Annotated in this window: 14 protein-coding genes; 8 read left to right on the top strand and 6 right to left on the bottom strand. The window is 61.0% G+C overall.

Features of this window, described 5'->3' with window-relative positions:
- Positions 1-68: 68 nt before the first annotated feature.
- Both grxC and argH read left to right on the top strand, forming a co-directional pair.
- Positions 69-323 carry a glutaredoxin 3 gene (gene grxC / locus ABDX87_RS18405; RefSeq protein ID WP_346829166.1) on the top strand — a complete coding sequence of 85 codons (255 nt, stop codon included), beginning with the start codon at positions 69-71 and terminating at the stop codon, positions 321-323.
- A 272-nt stretch (positions 324-595) separates the two neighbouring features.
- Positions 596-2,023 carry an argininosuccinate lyase gene (gene argH / locus ABDX87_RS18400; protein ID WP_346829165.1) on the top strand — a complete coding sequence of 476 codons (1,428 nt, stop codon included), beginning with the start codon at positions 596-598 and terminating at the stop codon, positions 2,021-2,023.
- A 178-nt stretch (positions 2,024-2,201) separates the two neighbouring features.
- On the opposite strand, the gene mmsB is transcribed toward argH, so the two are convergent.
- From mmsB to ABDX87_RS18385, 3 genes are all read right to left on the bottom strand, one after another.
- Positions 2,202-3,089 carry a 3-hydroxyisobutyrate dehydrogenase gene (gene mmsB, locus ABDX87_RS18395; RefSeq protein WP_346829164.1) on the bottom strand — a complete coding sequence of 296 codons (888 nt, stop codon included), beginning with the start codon at positions 3,087-3,089 and terminating at the stop codon, positions 2,202-2,204.
- A 187-nt stretch (positions 3,090-3,276) separates the two neighbouring features.
- On the bottom strand, positions 3,277-4,803 hold the full coding sequence (locus ABDX87_RS18390; protein ID WP_346829163.1) for a CoA-acylating methylmalonate-semialdehyde dehydrogenase: 1,527 nt from the start codon (positions 4,801-4,803) through the stop codon (positions 3,277-3,279).
- Positions 4,804-4,860: 57 nt separating this feature from the next.
- Positions 4,861-6,189, bottom strand: coding sequence for an MFS transporter (locus ABDX87_RS18385; RefSeq protein ID WP_346829162.1), 1,329 nt, complete (start codon positions 6,187-6,189; stop codon positions 4,861-4,863).
- 294 nt (positions 6,190-6,483) lie between these two features.
- Between ABDX87_RS18385 and ABDX87_RS18380 the strand changes: the two genes are divergently transcribed.
- The 6 genes from ABDX87_RS18380 (at position 6,484) to ABDX87_RS18355 (ending at position 12,720) form a co-directional block, all read left to right on the top strand.
- A complete protein-coding gene (locus ABDX87_RS18380) occupies positions 6,484-7,431 on the top strand; it encodes a LysR family transcriptional regulator (protein WP_346829161.1) in 948 nt (315 codons plus the stop codon).
- 389 nt (positions 7,432-7,820) lie between these two features.
- Complete coding sequence (locus ABDX87_RS18375; protein WP_346829160.1) at positions 7,821-8,672, top strand: sugar phosphate isomerase/epimerase family protein; 852 nt, start codon at positions 7,821-7,823, stop codon at positions 8,670-8,672.
- A gap of 13 nt (positions 8,673-8,685) precedes the next feature.
- A complete protein-coding gene (locus ABDX87_RS18370) occupies positions 8,686-9,750 on the top strand; it encodes an isopenicillin N synthase family dioxygenase (RefSeq protein ID WP_346829159.1) in 1,065 nt (354 codons plus the stop codon).
- Between the two features lie 59 nt (positions 9,751-9,809).
- Positions 9,810-10,613 (top strand): ABC transporter substrate-binding protein, encoded by an 804-nt coding sequence (locus ABDX87_RS18365; protein ID WP_346833557.1) that lies wholly within the window; start codon positions 9,810-9,812, stop codon positions 10,611-10,613.
- Positions 10,614-10,842: 229 nt separating this feature from the next.
- Positions 10,843-12,393, top strand: coding sequence for an amino acid ABC transporter permease/ATP-binding protein (locus tag ABDX87_RS18360; RefSeq protein WP_346829158.1), 1,551 nt, complete (start codon positions 10,843-10,845; stop codon positions 12,391-12,393).
- A gap of 54 nt (positions 12,394-12,447) precedes the next feature.
- Positions 12,448-12,720 (top strand): Rho-binding antiterminator, encoded by a 273-nt coding sequence (locus ABDX87_RS18355; protein WP_346829157.1) that lies wholly within the window; start codon positions 12,448-12,450, stop codon positions 12,718-12,720.
- Between the two features lie 170 nt (positions 12,721-12,890).
- Here ABDX87_RS18355 and recD read toward each other — a convergent pair whose 3' ends face one another.
- From recD to recC, 3 genes are read right to left on the bottom strand one after another with little or no spacing between them, the layout of a single operon-like run.
- Positions 12,891-14,978, bottom strand: coding sequence for an exodeoxyribonuclease V subunit alpha (gene recD, locus ABDX87_RS18350; RefSeq protein WP_346829156.1), 2,088 nt, complete (start codon positions 14,976-14,978; stop codon positions 12,891-12,893).
- A complete protein-coding gene (gene recB / locus ABDX87_RS18345) occupies positions 14,975-18,688 on the bottom strand; it encodes an exodeoxyribonuclease V subunit beta (RefSeq protein ID WP_346829155.1) in 3,714 nt (1,237 codons plus the stop codon). The genes recD and recB overlap by 4 nt, the downstream gene beginning before the upstream one ends.
- Entirely contained in the window at positions 18,685-22,170 is a 3,486-nt protein-coding gene (gene recC, locus ABDX87_RS18340) for an exodeoxyribonuclease V subunit gamma (protein WP_346829154.1), read from the bottom strand. The genes recB and recC overlap by 4 nt, the downstream gene beginning before the upstream one ends.
- Between the last annotated feature and the right edge of the window lie 20 nt (positions 22,171-22,190).

The following is a 22,190-nucleotide window of genomic DNA, read 5'->3' as shown; positions in this document are numbered from 1 at the left end:
CGATTGACGGGCCCTTGTCCCTATCGCCCAAGGCTGTCGTCTACCAGCCGCCCCGGAGCTTACTGATCATGTCTAACGTCACTCTTTACACCACCAACACCTGCCCGTACTGCGCTGCCGCCAAGAGCCTGCTAAAGGCCAAGGGCGTGAGCTACAACGAGATCAGCGTCCAGACCTCGGTGGAACAGCGCACCATCATGATGGAACGCAGCGGTCGCCGTACCGTGCCGCAGATCTTCATCGGAGAGCGCCACATCGGCGGTTTCGACGACATGGCCCTGCTGCAACAACGAGGCGAGCTGGACGCGCTGCTGGCGGGTTGAATATCGTCGCTTCAGACGCCTCAACACCCTGTGGGAGCGAATTCATTCGCGATCAATGGCACATCTGACGCTCCTTTGTTGCCTGAACCATTTTCGCGAATGAATTCGCTCCCACAGAGGTTCAACAGCATCGCGACTTCACGCAGGTTTCCATTTCTGCCAAGTCCACTTGCCATTTGAAACATTTCCCCTGCAGTCGGTTTTTCCTAGGATCCCTCGACGTCGTCGACGCCTGGTTCGCCAGTAATCCACGTATACGAAGGGAACTGCACATGTCTGATGCAACTGAGCGTCTGTGGGGGGCGCGTTTCAAATCCGGTCCAGCGCTAGCAATGGCTAACCTGTCACGCTCGCCTGCGATCTACTTCCGCATGACGCCCTATGACGTCGCAGGTTGCAAGGCACACGCCCATGAGCTCGAGCGGGCGGGCCTGCTGGATGCCGACGAAACCCAACGCATCATCGCGGCGCTGCAATCGATCGACGAAGATTTTGCCGCAGGCAAAGTCCAGCCCATCCCGGCGGACGAAGACGTTCACACCTTTATCGAGCGCCTGCTGACCGAACGCCTGGGCGCATTGGGCGGCAAGCTGCGCGCCGGTCGTTCGCGCAACGATCAGACCGCCAATGACATGCGCCTGTTTCTGCGCGATCAGATTCGTGTCCTTACACTGTCGATTCTCGATCTGCAAGAGGCCCTGGTGGGTCAGGCCGAGCAGCACATCAACACCGTCGCGCCGGGTTTCACGCACCTGCAACAGGCGCAGCCGATCGTCTTCGCCCATCATCTGATGGCGCACGCACAAGCGATCCATCGCGACATTCAGCGTCTGCAGGACTGGGACAACCGCTTCAACCTGTCGCCCTTGGGCGCGGCGGCCATGGCTGGCTCGGCCATCGCGCGCGACCTGCAAAGCTCCGCCGCAGAACTGGGTTACGCCGGTCCGTGCGAAAACTCCATCGACGCCGTGGCCAGCCGCGATCACGTGGCCGAATTCCTGTTCTGCGCGAGCATGTTGGGCATCAACATTTCGCGCATGGCCGAAGAGTTCTGCCTGTGGACCTCACGCCAGTTCCGCTGGGTCGAACTCGACGACGCCTACGCCACTGGCAGCTCGATCATGCCGCAAAAGAAAAACCCGGACATCGCCGAGCTGGCACGGGGCAAGTCCGGTCGTTTGATCGGTTCGTTGACGGCGATCCTGTCGGTGCTCAAGGCGCAACCGCTGTCCTATAACCGCGACCTGAGCGAAGACAAACACGCCATTTTCGATGCGATGGACACGCTCAATCTGGTGCTGCCCGCCTTTGCCGGCATGGTCCGGACCATGACGGTGCGCACCGAAGAACTGCTGCGTCAGGCGCCGTTGGGTTTCACCCTCGCCACCGAAGTCGCCGACTGGCTGGCTGTGCGTGGCGTGCCGTTCAAGGAAGCCCATGAGATCACCGGGCAATTGGTGCAACTCTGCGAAGCGCAGGACATCGGGCTGGAAGAACTGACACCGGCCATGCTCGCGCAGACGGACACGCGCTTGACGCCTGAGGTATTGGAAAGCCTGACACTGGACGCCGCACTGGCCGCCCGAAGCGGTTGGGGTGGGACCTCGCCTGCTCGCGTGGTCGAGCAGATCGCGAGGTTCAAGCAGCAGATGGCGGCGCAAGAACAGTGGGCCAATGACTACAACGGCCCTCGGGGCTGAGGTTCAACCCGGACCTGTCTGTCGGCACTGCACCCTGTGGGAGTGAGCTTGCTCACGAAAGGGCCTGAACATCCGCTACATCTCCAGCGGCTGGACATCAGTCTTCGCGAGCAAGCTCACTCCCACAGGTGTTGTGTTTAACGGGTAAGAAGATGCCCAACCCGGCCCGCAATGCCCCTCATTCCTTCTTCCGATACCCCTCAACCACTGCCGAGAAATCCTTGCCGCCGTCGCCGCGCAAACTCATCGCCTGATACAGCTGTTGCGCCACGGCGCCCATGACTACCGGCTGATGCGCCACCCGTGCGGCTTCGGTCGCCAGCCCCAGATCCTTGAGCATCAACTCGGCGCCGAACCCTCCGGTGTAACCGCGCGACGCGGGTGCGGTTTCGACGATGCCCGGCCACGGGTTGTACATTTCCGAACTCCAGCAACGCCCGGTCGAGCTGTTGATGATGTTGGCCAGAATCGCCGTGTCGATTCCCAGGCGGTCACCCAGTGCCATGGCCTCGGCGACACCGATCATCGAGATGCCGAGCAGCATGTTGTTGCAGATCTTGGCGATCTGTCCCGTGCCGACATCACCGCAATGGACGATGTTGCGGCCCATCTGGGCGAGGATCGGCCTGAGCACCGTGAAATGCTCAAGGCTCGCGCCGACCATGAACGTCAGCGTCCCGGCCTGCGCGCCACCCGTTCCGCCAGACACCGGCGCGTCGCCAACCACCACACCTTTTTTAGCCGCCGCTGCCGCCACGTCACGAATGGTTTGCGGGTCGATGGTGCTGCAATCTACCGCTGGAACACCGGGTGCAATCCCGGCCAGCACGCCGTCGTCATTCAGGTAAACCGCACGCACGTGGGCGGCGGCAGGCAACATGGTGATCACCAGTTCCGCGCCTTCGGCGGCGTGTTTGGGCGATTCGCTGATCCGGCTGCCGAGCTCAGCCAGCTCGGCGAGCACTTGGGTGTTGAGGTCGAACAGATGCAACTGATGACCGGCCCGGATCAGATTCCGCGCCATGGGCGCGCCCATATTGCCCAGGCCGATGAATGCGATTTTCATGGTGTTATTCCTTTTTCAGATTCAAACCACGGGGCCCTGAAAACAAGCGATGCCTTGTAGGAGAGACCGGGGTGACGGTCCACCTTGTCCGCGATGAGGTATCCAGACCCGCTGCATCTCTATCGCCTGTCATATCCATTCGCGGGCAAGCGCGCTCCTACAGGAATTGCACGCCGGCGAAGTCTCATCAGCGCAAATTGATCGTCGTGTTCACCCCATCATTCACGCTGTCGTCATCGAACCAGCGGCTGGTGACCGTCTTGGTCTGAGTGTAGAACTGCACCACCTGTTTGCCGTACGGCCCCAGGTCGCCGAGCTTGGAGCCGCGCGAACCGGTGAAGCTGAAAAACGGAACCGGCACAGGAATCGGGATGTTGATGCCCACCTGACCGATGTCGATTTCGTTCTGGAATTTGCGCGCCGCGGCCCCGCTCTGGGTAAACAACCCCACGCCATTACCGAACGGGTTGGCGTTGACCAGTTCGATCGCCTGATCCAGCGTGTCCACCTCCAGCACCACCAGCACCGGCCCAAAGATTTCCTGAGTGTAGATCTGCATCTGGGGCGTGACGCCGGTAAACAGGGTCGGGCCGACGAAGTTGCCCTCTTCATAACCCGCCACCTTGATTCCGCGCCCATCCAGTTCAAGCGTTGCGCCCTCTTTCACGCCGCTTTCGATCAGGTCGAGAATTCGCTGTTTGGCGCGCCTGGAAATGACCGGCCCGACATCGGTGCCAGGCTCATTGCCTGCGTTGACCGTGAGCTTCTGCGCCAACGCCTTCAAGTCGGGAATCCACTGCTTCGATGCACCGACCATCACGACGACCGAGGTCGCCATGCAGCGCTGACCGGCCGCGCCAAAACCGGCGCCGACCAAGGCATTCAATGTCTGCTCGCGATTGGCATCGGGCAGGACTACCGCGTGGTTCTTGGCGCCCATCATCGATTGCACGCGTTTGCCATGCTTGCCGGCCAGGTCATAGACATGGGTTCCCACTGCGGTGGAACCGACGAAGGACACCGCCTTGATGTCCTTGTGGGTGCAGATGGCGTCGACCACGTCCTTGCCGCCGTGTACCACATTCAGCACACCGGCGGGCACGCCCGCCTCGACGGCCAGTTCCACCAGCAGCATCGTCGACATCGGGTCCTGTTCGGAGGGTTTGAGCACAAAGGTGTTGCCGCAGGCGATGGCCATCGGAAACATCCACAGCGGAATCATCGCCGGGAAGTTGAACGGCGTGATGCCCGCGCAGACGCCGATGGGCTGACGCAGGGTGTAGGTGTCGACACCGCCCGCCACGTTCTCGGCGAACTCCCCCATTTGCAGCGTGCCGATGGAGCACGCGTGCTCGACCACTTCCAGACCTCGGAAGATATCGCCTTCCGCATCGGCAAGGGTCTTGCCCTGCTCGGCACTGAGCACCACGGCAATGCGTTTGGAGTGCTCACGAATCAACGCCTGCAGCTTGAGCATGATGCGCATGCGCGCGCCAATCGGGGTGTCGCGCCAGGTCTTGAACGCCTTTTGAGCGGCGGCAACGGCGGCGTCGACTTCGGCGGTAGTGGCGAACGGGACCTTTGCCAGCACTTCCTGAGTCGCGGGGTTGACCACGTCCAGCCATTCGCGGGTCTGCGAGTCGACCCACTCGCCATCGATCAGCAGTTTGACGTGGGCCACTGTGGTGTTGTTTTTGTTCAGTGAGACGTTCATTTCGATATTCTCCATTCGAAGCGGCGCGGCTGCGAGCGAGCGCCGGGGATTCAATGTTCAGCCCGCGTGGTGTCTCGCCGGGTCTCGCTTCATCAGCGCCGTGCAGACCAATGCAATCAGCGCCATGCCGATCAGGTAAGCGATCACGTAATGCGGATTGCCGCCGCCCATGGCCAGCAGTTGCGTGGCGATCATCGGCGCGAAGCCACCGCCCAGCACACCCGCCAGTTGCACCGACACCGAGATACCGCTGTAGCGGATTTCCGCGGGGAATTGCCGAGCGAACAGCAGCGATTCGGGCGCATACAGAATCGGGAAGACCACGCCCACCGCGAGCACCATCGCCCACCAGACCAGGACCGGGTCGCGGGTGCCGAGCATGGCGAAGAAGGGATAAACGAACGCGCACAGCAGCAACAGGCCCATGAAATACAGGCGCTTCTGGCCGACCCGGTCAGAGATGTGCCCGCACAGCGGCATGGTCACCAGCGACAGCGCAGCGCCCGCCGTAATCGCCCCCAGCACATCGGCGCGCGGGATTTGCAACTGGTTGGCGGCATAGGCCAGGGCGAACGTCACCGACATGTAGAACCAGGCGTTCTCGGCCGTGCGGGCGCCGATGATCGTCAGGGTTTCTCTGGGATGATCGCGGAAGACTTTGAACAGCGGCACCTTGACCGCGATGTTGTCCTTCTTCAGCTTCTCGAAATCAGGTGACTCCGGGATTTTCAGGCGAATCAGCCAACCCACGCCGAGCAGCACGACGCTGGCCAGAAACGGAATGCGCCAGCCCCAGCTGAGCATGTCCTCTTCCGGCAGCTTGGCGACCATGGCCATCGCCAGCGACGCTAGGACCAGGCCCGCGCCCACACCGGTTTGCGGCAGGCTGCCGTAGAAGCCCTTCTTGCCTTCGGGCGCATGCTCCACCGCCATCAACACCGCCCCGCCCCATTCGCCGCCGACGGCCATGCCCTGAAGAAAACGCATCGCCACCAGAATCACCGCTGCCCAGTAGCCGATCTGCTGATACGTGGGAATCAGGCCGATGATGATGGTCGGAATCCCCATCAGCATGAGGGTGAACAACAGCATGGATTTGCGACCGATCTTGTCGCCGAAGTGCCCGAACACGATTCCGCCCAATGGCCGCCCGAGAAACCCCACGGCATAAGTAGCGAACGCCGCCAGCACACCGATGATCGGGTCCAGCGCGGGAAAGAAGATTTTGTTGAAGATCAGTGCGGCAGCTGTGCCGTAGAGAAAAAAGTCGTACCACTCGATGGTCGTGCCCGCCATGCTCGCCGCACCGGCAAGCCGGTAGGACTTGGCGTTCCTGGCAGCGCTGGCGTCGAGTGCACCGGCGTGCGCCGTTATAGCGTTCTTCATAAACTCCTCCGCTTATTTATTGTTGTGCAGGGTGTTATGCGATGTGGGGTGGTTCTAAATCGCGTTAGCCTCTCTTGAATGTGTTCACGATCCCGGTGGGAGCCGGCTTGCTGGCGAAAGCGTCATGTCAGATACATCGATGTTGACGGAGCCACCGCATTCGCCAGCAAGCCGGCTCCCAATGGTTATCCATCACGCTCGAAATTCTTGCAGTACGACACGTTGGATTGCGCCTTGCTTCGGAGTATAGATGTGCAAACTTCTAATAAGAACGCACATAAAAGCAGGTTCAACATGCAAAAAAACATCACATCCCTGAGCGCTTTGAACTGGGATGACCTGAAGTTTTTTCTCGAAGTAGCCCGGACCCGAAAGGCCAGTCTGGCGGCCAAGCGGCTGGCGGTGGATTACACCACCGTGTCCCGGCGGATCAGCTCGCTGGAGGCTTCCCTCGGCACGCTGCTGTTTGAAAAGTCGCGCAACAACGGCTTTGTGCTGACCGCCGAAGGTCAACGCCTGTTGGGTTCGGCCGAGTCCATCGAAAGCACATTACACATCGCTTGCGAGCAGGTGTCCGGCTCTGGCGTCGCGTTGTCCGGCCACGTGCGAATGGGCTGCACCGAAGGGTTCGGCAGCTTCTTCATCACCCCGCAACTGAGCCATTTCACCGACACCTACCCGGCCATCTCGGTGGACATCCTGCCACTGCCGCACTTCATCAGCCTGTCCAAGCGCGAAGCCGACATCGTCATCGCCCTGGAGCGGCCGGAACATGGCCCGTACGTGTGCTGCAAACTGTGCGACTACAACCTGCGGCTGTACGCGACGCAGGAATACCTGGACAAGCATGCGCCGATCACACACGTCGACGATCTGGTCGATCATCCCTTCATCAGCTACGTCGACGACCTGGCGTTCAGCTCGGAGCTGCTGTACCTGAGCAACCTGCTCCCCGGCGCGCACGCGACCTTGCGCAGCACCAGCGTCATCGCCCAGTACGTCGCCGCCCTGCAAGGCCGCGCGCTGGCCATCCTGCCCTGCTTCCTCGCCGCTCAGGATTCACGGCTGCTGCCGGTACTGGAGAGCGAGGTGAATATCACGCGCCAGTTCTGGATGTACTGCCGCGAAGACCTGAGAAAGCTCAAGCGTATTACCCTGTTGTGGGATTACATCCGCGAAACGACGGAGGCCAATCAGGCGTTTTTGTTGGGTGAAAGCAAGGTGATGAGCTTTGTGGATTGAAGAACATTCGTAGTTACTGCCCAAATCCCCTGTGGGAGTGAGCTTGCTCACGAAGAGTCCCGTACATCCGCATCAACTTTAGTGATTGAGATGCAGCATTCGTGAGCAAGCTCACTCCCACAATGGCAGGGCAAACCCTCGCATCTGCGTCTAGCCAGCACCTCGCCACCATAGTTTAGAAATCTCTGAACTATGCATTTGAGGTTTCCTATTCTTTCCGTTCATCGGGCGAACCTAAGATCGGCCTCAATAAAGGAGCCCGTCCAGTAGAGACCCGGCCCGAAGATTGCCTTTTTCTGATGTGACTGCCGCTGTAACCCGTTTCGGCTCGCGCCGTGGCGAAGCTATGTCATGTGTCAGCCGCAAGACGCAATCTTTGAGGACGCTCGATGAAACTGGAAATCTTCCGCACGATGTGGGGCTATACCGCCAGCAAGGCTCAGGCACTGGATGAGCTGCTGGAAGCCGGGTTCGACGGCATGGAAGCGCGTTTGCCGCTGACGCCCGTCGAGCGCGCCGAGTTCGGCGCCTTCCTGCGGGCCAACCACCTGCCTTACATCGCCACAGTATTCACCGCCTACGACGTCCTGCCCGAACAATCGGCAACCACCGCCGAGCACCTCACCGATCTGGAAAAGAAACTCGCCTGGTCCACCGAACTGAACCCGCGTTTCGTCAACGTGCTGGCCGGCAATGACCGCTGGTTATTGCCGCAACAGGTCGATTTTTTCGGCCAGGCGCTGGAGCTGGCGCGCAAGCACGGGCAAACGGTGACCTTCGAAACCCACCGCGCCCGTTCGCTGTTCAACCCGTGGGTCACGCTGGAGCTCATTCGTCAGTTGCCGGACCTGCGTTTCACCAGCGACATCAGCCACTGGATCGTCACCTGCGAGCGCTTGCTCAATGACCCCGAAGACGACCTCAGTGCGTTCGTCGAGCGCGTTCACCACATTCAGGCCCGTGTCGGTTATGACCAGGGCCCGCAAGTCCCGCACCCCGCCGGGCCCGAACGCGCCAGGGAGCTGGCCTTCCATCAGCAGCACTGGGAAGCCATCTGGCAATCGCAGCAGGCACGCGGTTACCAGGTCACCACCCTGACCCCGGAATTCGGCGCCGACGGCTATCTGCATCACCTCCCCTTCACCAACGTGCCCGTGGCCGATCTGTGGTCGCTGAACGTGTGGATGGGCAAGACCGAACGTGAACATTTTCAGCGCTTCACCCATACAACAAGCCGATAAGGAGCGTCTCGCCATGCCCGATCAGTCTCAAGCGGCGGCACCGAAAGTCGCCAACTTCAACAGCATTCCGGTGGTCGACATCGCCGGCCTGTTCAGCACCGACATCGCCCACCGTCAGGCCGTGGCCGACGAGCTGGGCAAAGCCGCGCGTGAAGTGGGTTTTCTGTACGTCAAAAACCATGGCATCGAGCAATCGCTGATCGACGGGCTGCGCCAGGCCGCCAAGGACCTGTTTGCGCAGTCCCTCGACTACAAGATGCAGCACTACATCGGCACCTCGCGCAGCCACAAAGGCTTCGTGCCCGAGGGCGAAGAGGTCTACGCCAAGGGCAAGCCGGATCACAAGGAAGCCTTCGACATCGGCTTCGAAGTGGGGGATGAAGACCCGCTGGTGATCGCCAAAACCCCGTTGATCGGCGCCAACGAATGGCCCGACCTGCCCGGCTTTCGTCCGGCGGTGGAAGCCTATTACGCCGCAGTATTTGCGCTGGGTCGTCGCCTGTTCGACGGTTTCGCACTGGCCTTGGGCCTGGAAGAGGGTTACTTCGAGGCAATGGTCACTCGCCCGCCGTCCAAGCTGCGCCTGATCCACTACCCCTTCGATGGCGCCGCCCAGGACGCGCCCGGTATTGGTGCACACACCGATTACGAGTGCTTCACCATGCTGCTGGCCGACAAACCCGGCCTTGAGGTGATGAACGATCTGGGCCAATGGATCGATGCACCGCCGGTTGAAGGCGCATTCGTGGTGAACATCGGCGACATGCTGGAGGTCATGACCGCTGGTACGTTCGTTGCTACGGCTCACCGTGTGCGCACCGTCAGCGAAGAGCGTTACTCATTCCCCCTGTTCTTCGCCTGCGACTTCCACACTCAGATCAAGCCGCTTCCGCAGTTTGACAATGGCAGCAAGGAATACGAAGCGATCACCATCGGCGAACACATGTTCGGCCAGGCCTTGCAGACGTATCAGTACCTGCGGCGCAAGGTCGAGAGCGGCGAGCTCAAGCTGTACGAAAAGGCGCGCAAGCCATCGAGCTTCGGCCACTTGAAGAACCAGGCACAGGACCCGTCCTGATGCTCAAGAAGCTATTCAACCACACCGTGCCTTACCTTCCTGACGTGGAGTCACCGACGATGCGCAACACTTTGAACACTGCTGTCCGCTTGACCGTTCTTGCCGCCGCCGTACTCGGCACCACCTTTGCCCACGCCGCCGCCACCGTCACGCCCGGCCAGTTCAAGGTCGGCATGGAAATCACCTATCCACCGTTCGAATCCTATGACGAGAAGAAAAACGTCGTCGGTTCCGACCCGGATCTGTCGCGCCTGCTGGCCAAGCACATGGACCTGAAGGCCGAGTTCGTCGACACCAAGTTTTCCAGCCTGATCCTGAGCCTGAACGCCGGTCACTACGACGCGATCATCTCGGGCATGTACATCACCCCTGAGCGTCAGACCCAGGCCCAGACCATCGCCTATGCCAAGACGGGCGCGGCGATCATGGTCCTGAAGGACAGCACGATCAAACCCAAGGTGCCGGAAGACCTCTGCGGCCTGAAAGTCGGCCTGGAAAAAGGCACTACCTGGGTCGCCCAGTTCAACAAGCTGTCCACCGAGTACTGCGTGCCGAACAACAAGGGCGCGATCTCGGTCAGCGAATTCCCGTCGGCCCCTGAAGTGACCCAGGCGCTGCTGTCCGGCAACGTTCAGGCACAAGTGGAAATCGACGGCGCTGCGGGCATGATCGCCGAGCGCACCAAAGGCCGCGTGGTGGTGAGTACCGAGCACTCGATCTACCAGCAGACCTTGGGCATCTACGTGAAGAAGGGTAACGACGAGCTGTATCAGGCGCTGCTCAAGGCCTTCGACGAAACCAAGAAATCCGGCGAGTACGCAGCGTTGCTGAAGAAGTACAACCTGGAAGAGCCGAGTAACTGATTGCATGAATGATGGGCGCTCTGACTCGACGCCCATTCCTGTAGGAGCGTGGCTTGTCCCGCGATCGGCTGCGAAGCAGTCGTAAGATCAGCCAGCGCCGCATGGCTGACACACCGCGTTCACCGGATTTACGACGACTGTGTCGCCGATCGCGGGACAAGCCACGCTCCTACAGGGGACCGCGCTGATAGAGGTTTGCCGCAGGGTTTCGCCCCGCTGAGGTATGTGTATGCAATTCGAATGGTCCTACTTTTTTTCTCTGTTTTCGGTCTCGGACTTCTGGGAATCGTGCATCACCGTGATTGAGCTCAGTGCGCTGGGCTGGTTCATCGGCATGTTGCTGGGCTTCCTGCTGGCCTCGGCCAAGCTTTCGACCGCGCGCTGGATCAGCGTGCCTGCGTCGATTTATATCTGGTTCTTCCGAAGCGTCCCGCTGCTGGTGCTGGTGGTCTTCACCTACAACCTGCCGCAGATGTTTCCGGTCACCCGTGACGTGCTGTCCAACCCCTTCTACTCCGGCCTGCTGGCGCTGGTCGTCACCGAAGCGGCCTACATGGCCGAGATCCACCGTGGCGGTCTGATTTCGGTCGCCAAAGGGCAGAAGGAAGCGGGCCGGGCGCTGGGTATCGGGCTGATTGGCATGCAGCGTCTGATCGTGATTCCTCAGGCGTTTCGCATCTCGCTCCCGACCCTGATCAACGAATACATCACCGTCGTCAAACTCACCTCGCTGGTGTCGGTGATCTCGCTGACCGAACTGCTCACGGTCGGCCAGCGCCTGTACGCGCAAAACTTTCTGGTCATGGAAACGCTGTCTGCAGTGGCCGTGTACTACGTGATGATCGTCACCGTGTTCGGCTGGCTGTTTCACTGGCTCGAACAGCACTTGGAACTCAACAACCGCAAGCCGCAAACCCTGGATGACGGCGCACTGACCCGCTTGCGCTCCACGCTCGTGGCGCAGCCCTCGACCGCTCAACGTGCCGAGTCAGGCCCCGGCTCGGCACCCGCCCTGCAACTGCTCAACATTCACAAAAGCTACGGCCAGCATGAAGTGCTCAAGGGCATCAATCTGGACGTCAACGTGGGTCAGGTGATTTCCATCATCGGTCCGTCCGGCTCGGGGAAGACCTCGCTGATCCGCACCGTGAACAGCCTGGAAAGCATCGACAAGGGCGAGATCATTCTGTTCGGCGAAGGCTTTATCCACGCGGGCGACAGCCCGAATGCGCCGCAGATTCGTCGGGGCGTGCAGCGCATCGGCATGGTGTTCCAGAACTTCAACCTGTTCCCCCATCGCACCATTCTCGACAACGTGACCCTCGCACCTCGCTACCACGGGCGCGACAAGGCCATCAGCGAACAGCGCGCCTATGCCTTGCTCGACAAGGTCGGCTTGCTGGCCCACGCGCATAAATACCCGCACCAACTGTCCGGTGGCCAGCAACAGCGCGTGGCCATCGCCCGGGCGTTGGCGATGGACCCGCAGATCATGCTGTTCGACGAACCGACCTCGGCGCTGGACCCGGAACTGGTCGGTGACGTGCTCAAGGTGATCGGCGATCTGGCCAAAGAAGGCATGACCATGCTGATCGTCACTCACGAAATGGACTTCGCGTTGTCGATTTCTGACCGGGTGATCTTCATGGAAAACGGTGTGGTGCAGGTGGATGCCTCGCCGCAGACCATTCTCGCTGACCAGTGTGGCGAGCGCGTGCGCAAGTTCATGGGCCTGGACCATGCGGTCACTCAGCAGGAGCCGGTGCGCAAAGAAGCCTGAGCGGCTATCGTGAAGCGACCCTAACCGTCGCTTCACCTCGCCCAGGAGTCTGAAATGGACCATTATCAACCGCTCAATTGCGATCTCTACGACTATCTGGAGATCGCCTGCATGCACGGCTATCGATTGAAGGTGGAGCTGGTCGACGGCCAGACCTTCGAAGGCAAACCCCTCACCACCCGCACCGCGCCGAGCAAAGAAGAATTCCTGCAATTCGCCGATGGGATCGAGGATGTGCGAATGGATCAACTGGCCGCCATCACCCCGCTCGATGAAGGCGCCAGTTTTGGGCGTGTGAAGTTGGGGAACTCGTTCTGCGCGACGTGAGTGACCGAGTCACGTCCAGACACCTGATCCCTGTGGGAGCGAATTCATTCGCGATTGGCCGGCACAGGCAATACACCTTCAGCACCAGGAATCTGTCGCGAATGAATTCGCTCCCACACAGACAGGACTGCATCGGTTTAACACCATGTGACAACATCGACGTTCGTGCCTCACAACTCCAGCATCAACCCACTCAGGCGTTTGACCTTGCGCCGCAGCGCCTCTTCGAACACGCCCTGACGCGGCTCGATCAGGCTGAACCAATGCTTGGCCCGGGTGATGCCGGTGTAGATCAACTCTTTGGTCAGCACCGGATTCAGCGCTTCGGGCAGAATCAACGCGGTGTGCGCGAATTCGGAGCCCTGTGATTTGTGCACGGTCATGGCGTACACCGTTTCCACGTCATTGAGTCGACTCGGCAGCACAAACCGCACCCCGCCGCTGCCATCATTGCGCGGGAACGCGACACGCAGGGCCTGGCGGTTTTCTTCAGGCGCGCCCTCCGGCAACCGCAGCGCAATGCCGATGTCGCCGTTCATCAAGCCCAGGCCGTAATCGTTGCGGGTCATCAAGACCGGACGACCTTCGTACCACTGTTGATCGCTCTCGATCAGTTGCGCGGCGAAGAGCGTCTGAGTCATGCGCTGGTTCAAGCCTTCGACGCCCCACGGGCCTTTACGCACGGCACACAGCAACTGGAATTCATCGAAGGCGTTCAACACTTTTCGCGCCCAGTCGATGCACCGTGGATCGTCGATGGACATCACATCCTGCGGCCGCTGCGCCCGCATCACGCCGAGGTAATGCCGGTAGCCTTGAGGCCCGTTGCCGTGGCCGTCGAGCACAAGGCGCGATAAGGCACGGTCCTGCTCGCCCTTGAGCGACAACGCAAACAGATCCGGATACGTACGCGCCGCCAGCAACTCACGCGCTTCCCGATCCTGCTGCTGGTTGACCAGCTTCGCCAGTTGGCCAATGCCGCTGCCGGCTACGAAGCGTCGGGAATGACGCAACATCACCACCTGCTGCGCCAGCGCATGCTTTACGTTATCGCCTGGCCGCAAACCGCTCTTGCTCAAGTCCTCACCGCTGACCGACTCCAGCCAGGCCTGGGTCTGCGGGCTATACATCCCCGCCTCCGCATCACGACACAGATCACCCAGCACGGCACCGGCTTCCACCGACGCCAACTGATCCTTGTCGCCGAGCAACACCATGCGCGCATGGGGCGGCAGGGCATCCAGCAGGTTGGCCATCATTTCCAGGTCGATCATCGAGGCTTCGTCCACCACCAACACATCGAGCGGCAGTGGATTCCCCGCGTGATGACGAAAATGCCGAGTGCCCGGCCGGCTGCCCAGCAGACGGTGCACGGTGGTCACATCGCTGGGAATTTTCTGGCGAACGTCTTCAGGCACTTGCAGCGACTGCACCTGATGACTGATGGATTCGGTGAGCCTCGCCGCGGCTTTGCCCGTCGGTGCCGCCAGCCGAATGCGCAGCGGTTTGCCGCGCTCGACCGCAGGCGATTGCAGCAGCGCCAACAAGCGCACGACGGTGGTGGTCTTCCCCGTGCCCGGCCCACCCGTGATGATGCTGAACGCACCTCGTGTCGCCACCGCACAGGCGAGCTTCTGCCAATCGATCAGCGCATCCGGGCCCGCGCCGGCTGGACCGAACAGTGCTTCCAGACGCTCTGCCAGATCGCTTGGCGCTGCCTCGACCTGCGCCAGTCGACGATGCAGTGCGGCATCGATGCGGCGCTCGTAGGTCCAGTAACGACGCAGGTACAGGCGTCGGTCCGAAAGAACCAACGGCTTCTGCGCCGCCGCAGCGCTGTTGTCGCCCGCGTTGGCGACCAGCGTGCTGTCTGCCAGCGCCTTGCACCAGGCCCCGCCATCCAGCGCCTTGAGCAACGCGGAGGGCAGCAACATCGGGGTCGACAGCAGATCGCCCTCCGGTGGCAGCGACAAGGCGAAGTCCGGCTCTTTCAGGGTCTCATAGAGATCGAGACACACGTGGCCGTGACCGAGCTGATGGCTGGTCAGCGCGGCCGCGAGCAACACCAGTGAGTCAGCCGTGGGATCAAGGTCGGCCAGAAACCCCACGAAGGCCTTGTCCAGCGCGCGCAGCCAGCCGCGCTCGACCCACCGTTCGAGCAAAAACAGCAGATCGCCCACGCGGCTGAGGGGCTTGAGCTCGGCGAGGCTTTCGGCGTCCAGCGGCGTAGGGAGCAAATGAGCAAAGGTGCGATTCATACCAGCTCTCCTGACAGCGCTTCTTCCTCGATCAACGGACGGCCCTGGAACAGCAGATCAAGGCCTTCGATCAACGCGCGAGGCGGACGGGTGAACCACGCGCCCTGGCTCGTTGCGCGACCGCCACGCACAAACAGATACACCGCGCCGCCCATGTGCCGGTCGTAGTCGTAATCGACCAGACGCGCCTTGAGCTGGCGATGCAGCGCCAGCAGGTACAACACGTATTGCAGGTCGTAGCGGTTATCCAGAATCGCGTTTTCCATCGCTTGCTCGGTGTAGGCATCGTCGTCGACGCCCAGCCAGTTGGATTTGTAATCGGCCACGTAATAGCGACCCTCGTGCTCGAAGGTCAGGTCGATGAAGCCCTTGAACATGCCGTTGAGCGAGACGGTTTCCGCGGCGGCTCGCGGTGCGCCGTTGTGCGTATAGCGGCGCACCAGCGCGTCCATTTGTGCCACGTCGACTTTAGAGCAGGCGAACCAGAACTCCATCTCGACGCGGTACTGGTTCGGTTGATCCAGCGCGCTCAAGGCCACCGGTTTAACGTCAGCGCCGAGGCGTAACGGCATGACCAGCAGATGCTGAAGCCAGTCGGTCAGGGTGTTGATCCAGCCATTCCAGTCACGACGGTTGCAGCGCTGGGCAACGACTTTTTCCAACGCCGCTGGCTCTCTCGACGCCAAGGCGAAGCCCTTCTCACCCGCCCATTCCAGCAGACCGTGAAGGAAGGTGCCGGGATTCGGCCCACGGGGAAACCGGTGGATGTCACCGCCACTGGCCATGACTTCACGAGGCGCTTCAGGGTCGAGGCGCTCATCGTCGAACAGCTTTTGAGCTTGTGGACTGTCCGGTGACTGATCCCCACTGTCGGTGATCGTGTCACCAATGCGCAGCGCGCTGTAGGAGGCGATCCACCAGTTTTCCCGAGCACTGCGCCGTGGCATGCGCGGTTTGCTCAACGCAGCCTCGCTGCGGGGCGCGGTGAACGTCTCGCCGGTCGGCACCGGCACGGTTTCCACGCTCAGCGCCGGCTGGTGTTCGGCCAACGAGCGCAGCCACTGGGTGAGCGCGGTCGAATCCGCCAACACCTCACCGCCGCCGAGCAGATAGCCCAACGCCGAGCGATGCAGAATCGACCCGTTGGTGTTGCCGCGCTTGAGGTCCGCCACGCCCAGCCAGCACGCATGTTGCGCGCGAGTGAGGGCGACGTAGAGCAGACGCAGGTCCTCGGCCAGACGCTCGTCGTCGGCCTGTTCGACCAAGGCGGCAGTCGGTTTCAGACTGATCTGCGCATGGCCTTCAGCGTCGTGGAAGTGCAGCGGTAGACGGCTGCCATCCACGGGTTTCGTCGAGCAAATGAACGGCAGGAACACCAGCGGGTACTCAAGGCCTTTCGACTTGTGAATGGTCACGACTTTGACCAGTTGCTCATCGCTCTCCAGCCGCAGAATCTGCTCCTCGCCTGCCTGACCGGACAATGCGAGATGCTCGCCCAGATGACGGATCAGGGCCTGCTCGCCATCGAGTTCGGCGGCGGCCTGTTGCATGAGTTCCGACAGGTGCAGCAGGTTGGTCAGCACCCGTTCGCCATCGCTACGCTGAATCAATGTCTGTGGCAGTTTGAAGTCATGCAACAAACGACGCAGCATCGGCAACACGCCCTGCGTACGCCACATGCGTCGATAGTCACGGAACTGCATGACGCGGCTTTCCCACGCCAGTTCGTCTTGATTGAGCCGTTCAAGCTCGGCCAGCGGCAAGTCGAGGGTGATGCAGGCCAGCGCGGCACGCAGCGTGCGCTCGGCGTCCGGCTCGGCGCAGGCTTTGAGCCAGGCCAGCAGGTCGTGGGCTTCCTGTGCGGCGAACACCGAGTCCTTGTCCGAGAGGTACACACTGCGCACGCCTCGGGCCGACAGTTCTGCGCGCACCGCTTGGGCTTCCTTGCCATCGCGCACCAGGATCGCGATGTCGGCGGGCAGCAATCCCTTGAGGGGCTCTCCGGGTTTGGCGAACCCGGCCCGGCTTTGCTGTCCCGCATTGAGCAACCTCACGATCTCGCTCGCACAACTCGCAGCCAACTGCTGACGATAGGTAGTGCCCGACACCGCTTGCTCGCTTTCCAATTGCCAGATGTTCAGTGCAGCGACGAGATCACCGTCGACCTGAAAGCGTTCCTTGCGGCCTTGTGAAGCCACAGCAACGAAGGGCACCGGGTTCTCGTCGGCGCTTCGGAACAAGAAGGCGCCTCGACCGGTTGTGCGGGTTTCGGCGCGCACGAACACATGGTTGACCGCTTCGACCATCGCGTGGCTGGAACGGAAATTGGTGCCCAACGTGTGCAGGCGTCCGGCCGTCGCGATGCGGGCGCGCAAGTAGGTGTAAATGTCGGCGCCGCGGAAAGCGTAGATCGCCTGTTTGGGGTCGCCGATCAGAAACAGACCGGTGCTTTCGTCATTGGCTTCGAGGTGATAGATGCTGTCGAAAATCCGGTACTGCACCGGGTCCGTGTCCTGAAACTCGTCGATCAATGCGACCGGAAACTGCTCGCGAATCAGGGTTGCCAGACGCTCCCCACCCGAGCCACGCAGCGCCGCATCCAGACGCAACAACATGTCGTCGAAGCCCATTTCCGCCCGGCGGCGCTTCTCTTCTTCAAAGCGTTCGCCGACCCACTGCGCAGCGTGTTCGAGCACGGCAGCGTCGGGCGTTGGCAAAGTGTCGAGGGCGACCTTCAGCTCGACCATGGCTTCGAACGCCGGGTGTGAAGGCGGATTGTTTTTCCAGGCTTCGGCAATGCCATCGGGCGTCAGGCGTGTGAAACCGGTGCCCAGATCCAGCTGCTCCTGATCTTCATCGTTGGCCCATGCAATGAGCTTGTCGAACCAGGGCTTGAAGTAACGCTCCTGCATTTTTCGGCCATCGACGACCTTGCACTTCACACCGTCGATGCAGATCGCATGCAGCTCGGCAGCCCAGTTTGCCCAAGGCGATTTAAGGGCTTTCAGCACTTCGCGGCGTTCATGGATCGACTGCTCGATCAGTTGCGTCGGGGTTTGGGTAACGGGGCCACGCTCGCTGCCGAACAAGGCACGCACCCGTGGCAATAATGCCGCCGGACCGCCCCAGTTTTCTCGAACCCAATTGAGCGCGTCACCGCTCATGGGGTAACAGAACTTGCGCCAGTAATCGCGGAGCACCTCGCCGAGCAGGTCGCTGTGATCGGTCTCCAGGCTTTGGGTGAACAGACTGCCGCTGTCGAACGCATGCTCACGCAGCATGCGCTGACACCAACTGTGAATGGTCGAGACGGCGGCCTCGTCCATCCACTGCGCAGCGATGTCCAGACGACTCGCGCAGCCCGCCCATTGTTCACTGGCGAATTCTTCACGCAGATCGGCGATCAGTGCGTCGGGGGCTTCGATCTCCTGACGGAAGAAACGCGCGGCCTCGGCCAGCCGGGTGCGAATACGATCACGCAGCTCCTTGGTGGCCGCATCGGTGAAGGTCACGACGAGAATCTGCGGAGGCAGCAGTTCCTGGCCGAAACCGGAGCGTTCGTCGCCATGCCCGAGCACCAGGCGCAGGTAGAGCGCCGAGATCGTGAACGTCTTGCCCGTCCCTGCGCTGGCCTCGATCAGTTGGCTGCCTTTGAGGGGGAACCGCAGGGGCAATGGTTTCTGGACCAAAGACTGTAGGGCGTCACTCATGCTCCGGCCTCCTCGCTGGACAGGGATTGCCAGGGCGCTTCAAAAATCGGTTTGTACAGCGATTCGCACCAACCGACGAACTCTTCGGTGTCAAGGAGCGCGTCGAAATCCGGGAACTGCCGAGCGAGTGCCGTGCTCTGTGCGCGTTCACCCTGGGTAGTCTGCCCATCGCCCTCATAGGCTTTGCGAGCCGCCGCCTCAGCCTTCACCTCGTCGCCCTGTCCCAGCCATGCAAATGCGGTTTGCACGGCGACCGGCAGCGGTCGTTGCATGCCGTGCTGCCATGCGAGCAGCAAATCATCCAGCGTGCGCGTGGCCGTGTCTTTATCCAGCGGCGACAACAGCAAGGTGTCATCGCTTGCGACCAGTGCAGTCGTCAGCGGCAAATCACATGCGCAGGCGACCAAGTGAATCACCCATGGTTTGGTCAAGCGATGCCACTTGCGAGACTTCTTGCCGCCAATGGCGTTCGGAATCGCGGTGACCGCCAGCAATTGACCCTGTGCATTCTGATACAGCCCGTCGAGCCATCCATCGAGCTCGACACCCTGATGTCGGTAAGTCACCGGCAATGCGCTGTGCAAACGCTCAGGCCACTTGAACAGCAGCGCGTGATAGCGCTGCACCAGATCAGGCAAAGGCTCGATCAGCTCATCTTGCAAAAGCTCGCCGAACCCGGCCATCGGTAGCAGACCACTGGCTTGCAAGCGTATGGCCTCAGCCTTGAGCGACTGATCGGCGTTGTCGGGATCGGTCAGCGCGGCTTGCAGCAGGCTATCGCTCACGCCATAACGCTCAAGGGCGTCGAGTACGAAAGGCTCCTCATCCGCGAGCGGTGCTTCGGCGACCTCGAAGAAAATCTTCAAGCGCTGACTGAAGAAGTGTTTAACCGGGTTACGCAGGAAATCCTGAAGCTGCATCAGGCTCAGCGGCTCTTCCTGCTCGTGTCTTTCCAGTGTCTTGGCTTCAATGCTGTTCTCAACCGTTTCGTGCAGGACCTGCCACTCACGGGCAAAGCTGAAGAACTCCAGACTCTCCTGAAAATACTTGGCGCTGAACGGCTGCAACGGGTGTTCGAGCGTGAGCTTATGCAGCAACTGTTGCCCGGGGTCGCGCCTGTGTTCGTCTTCTGGTTCAACGGCGTCCGCCAGCCGCCAACCGCTGGCGAGGTGATCGCGTAACTGACCGATCAGCACAGACGCGGGACGCTCGGAGTTATCACGAATGCTGCGCCCAACCCAACTGATGTACAGCTGATCACGAGCGGACAGCAGCGCTTCGAGTAACAGGTAGCGATCGTCTTCACGACGAGAACGATCACCCGGCCGGTAATCGCTGCCCATCAAGTCGAAATCCAGCGGAGGCTGCGCGCGGGGGTAATCGCCGTCATTCATGCCCAGCAGGCAGACGATCTTGAAGGGAATCGCACGCATCGGCATCAGCGTGCAGAAGTTGACTGAACCCGCCAGGAACCGCTGCGAAAGACGTCCCTGATCCAGTCCGGCGAGCCAGGCTTCGCGGACAACGGTCAGCGGCAGCTCTTCAAGCAAGCCCACGTTCTCGCAGGTTTCCAGCCAGGTTTCACGCAGCGTTTCCAGCTGACCCAAGAGGTAATCATCGTGCTCGCTGTCTGCTGCGAAGAATAACTGCATGAGCGCCTGCAGACGCATGCCCCACACCGGTGGCGTCGCAGGTTGCGAAAGTTCGTTGTGCGCGATCTGCAGCGCATCGACCAACGCCACCAGTGGACCGATCAGCGCTGCGTCCAGCCCGCCAATCTCGTCGTAGGGTTCGATGCCCTCATAAGCGACGCCTGACCCTACCGCGTATCCGAGCAGCATGCGGCGCAGACCGAAATGCCAACTGTTCTGCTCCAGCGCCTCTGGCAATCCCAGCCCTTCACGTTGTTTGGCGTTGAGACCCCAGCGCACGCCTGCACCCTCGATCCAGCGATGCAGGGTGGGCAGGTCGCGCTCATTAATACCAAACCGGGCGCGCAACGCCGGGACGTCCAACAGGTCGAGGATTTCGCTGACCGGGAAACGGCTGTCTGGAATCTTCAGCAGGTGCTCGACGGCGATCAGCAACGGATCGCGGCCACGCTGCCCTTGGTCCGCCAGCGTGAACGGGATGAAGCGACGATCATCACGATCCAGTTGACCGAACACCGCGCGAATGTGAGGCGCATAGCTGTCAATGTCCGGGACCATGACGATGACATCGCGAGGACGCAAATCCGGGTCCTTGCTGAACCGCGCGAGCAACTGGTCGTGCAACACTTCCACTTCGCGTTGTGCACTGTGGGCTACATGGAAACGGATTGATCGGTCGGTCTTGATATCCACCGCCGGCCATCGCTCGCGGGTTTCTCCCAGCGGGCGCAATTCGAGGATGTCGTCCTGCAACTGATTGAGGATCGTGTACGGGTCGCTTTCGCTGAACAGATCGATCCGGCCATCGCGAAAAATAGAGCGATAACTGTTGGGGTCGTCGTGGCTGTCGAGCAAATTGATATAATCGCGCCCCTGCTTGCCCCAGGCAGCGAGCAGCGGGTGTGCGTGCTGATGCAAGGCGTCAGGATTCAGCACAACGGGCATGCCGGCCTTGCGCGACTGACGTTTGTATTCGTGACGCAGCAGGTCTTTATCCGGGACGATGTCGGCCCAGTGATGGCGACACGGATTGTGCACGCACAAAAGCACCTGGCTGAAGCGCGCCAGTCCTGCGAGGGCTTCCAATGCTTGAGCAGGGAGCGAGGAAATGCCGAATACGATGACACGAGCCGGCAGCCCGACAGGCGCCTCGGTCAGGCTGTTGATACGCTCGATATAGCGCTGATGAACGCCGGCACGACTCTGAGCCATCCCTTCGGCACCGACGTCATGCAACAGCGCACGCCATAACTCGGCCTGCCAGCAGTTCTCAGGCTTGAGTGCCTTGACTTCCCCCCGCACGCTCCTCAATTGATGTCTGCCGGCGGCCCAGTCTTCCAGCCAGTCAGCGCGATAGACCTGGTATTGGTCGAACAGGTCTGCCAGTCGCTCGGAGAGTTGATAGCGCTTGCGCAGATCCGTGTCCGCCGTCAGAAAGCGCTGAAGGGGTTCGAAGTGAGGTTGGTTGATGAGCGCGGGCAAAAGCCGCATCAAGCGCCACGTCAGCGGGGCCTTATCGAGCAGCGAGGTTTCCGGAATCTCGTCCTTACCCAAGACCGCGCGATACAGCTGCCACATGAAACTGCCGGGAAGCTGTACATCGATCGCTGCAGCGATACCGCAGCCGCCCGTATCGTCCTCCTCCGCGTCTTCAGCCAAGGCAAGCTTTAGCCATTGAGCGATGCCGTTGCTCTGTACCAGAGCGACCTCATTCTCCAGCGGTGTGAGCGGATAGCGCCGCATCCACGACACGACCAGGCTGCGCAGCTCATCCAGGCGATTGCCATGAACCACCATGAACCCGGGATTGAGGTTGGATGTCACCGGCATAGCTGCTTCCTTGGCATTTG

The sequence above is a fragment of the Pseudomonas abietaniphila genome, from assembly GCF_039697315.1.
Taxonomy (GTDB): Bacteria; Pseudomonadota; Gammaproteobacteria; order Pseudomonadales; family Pseudomonadaceae; genus Aquipseudomonas; species Aquipseudomonas abietaniphila_B.
The sequence above is the reverse complement of the archived record's forward strand: the minus strand, read 5'-3'. Positions and strand labels throughout refer to the sequence as shown.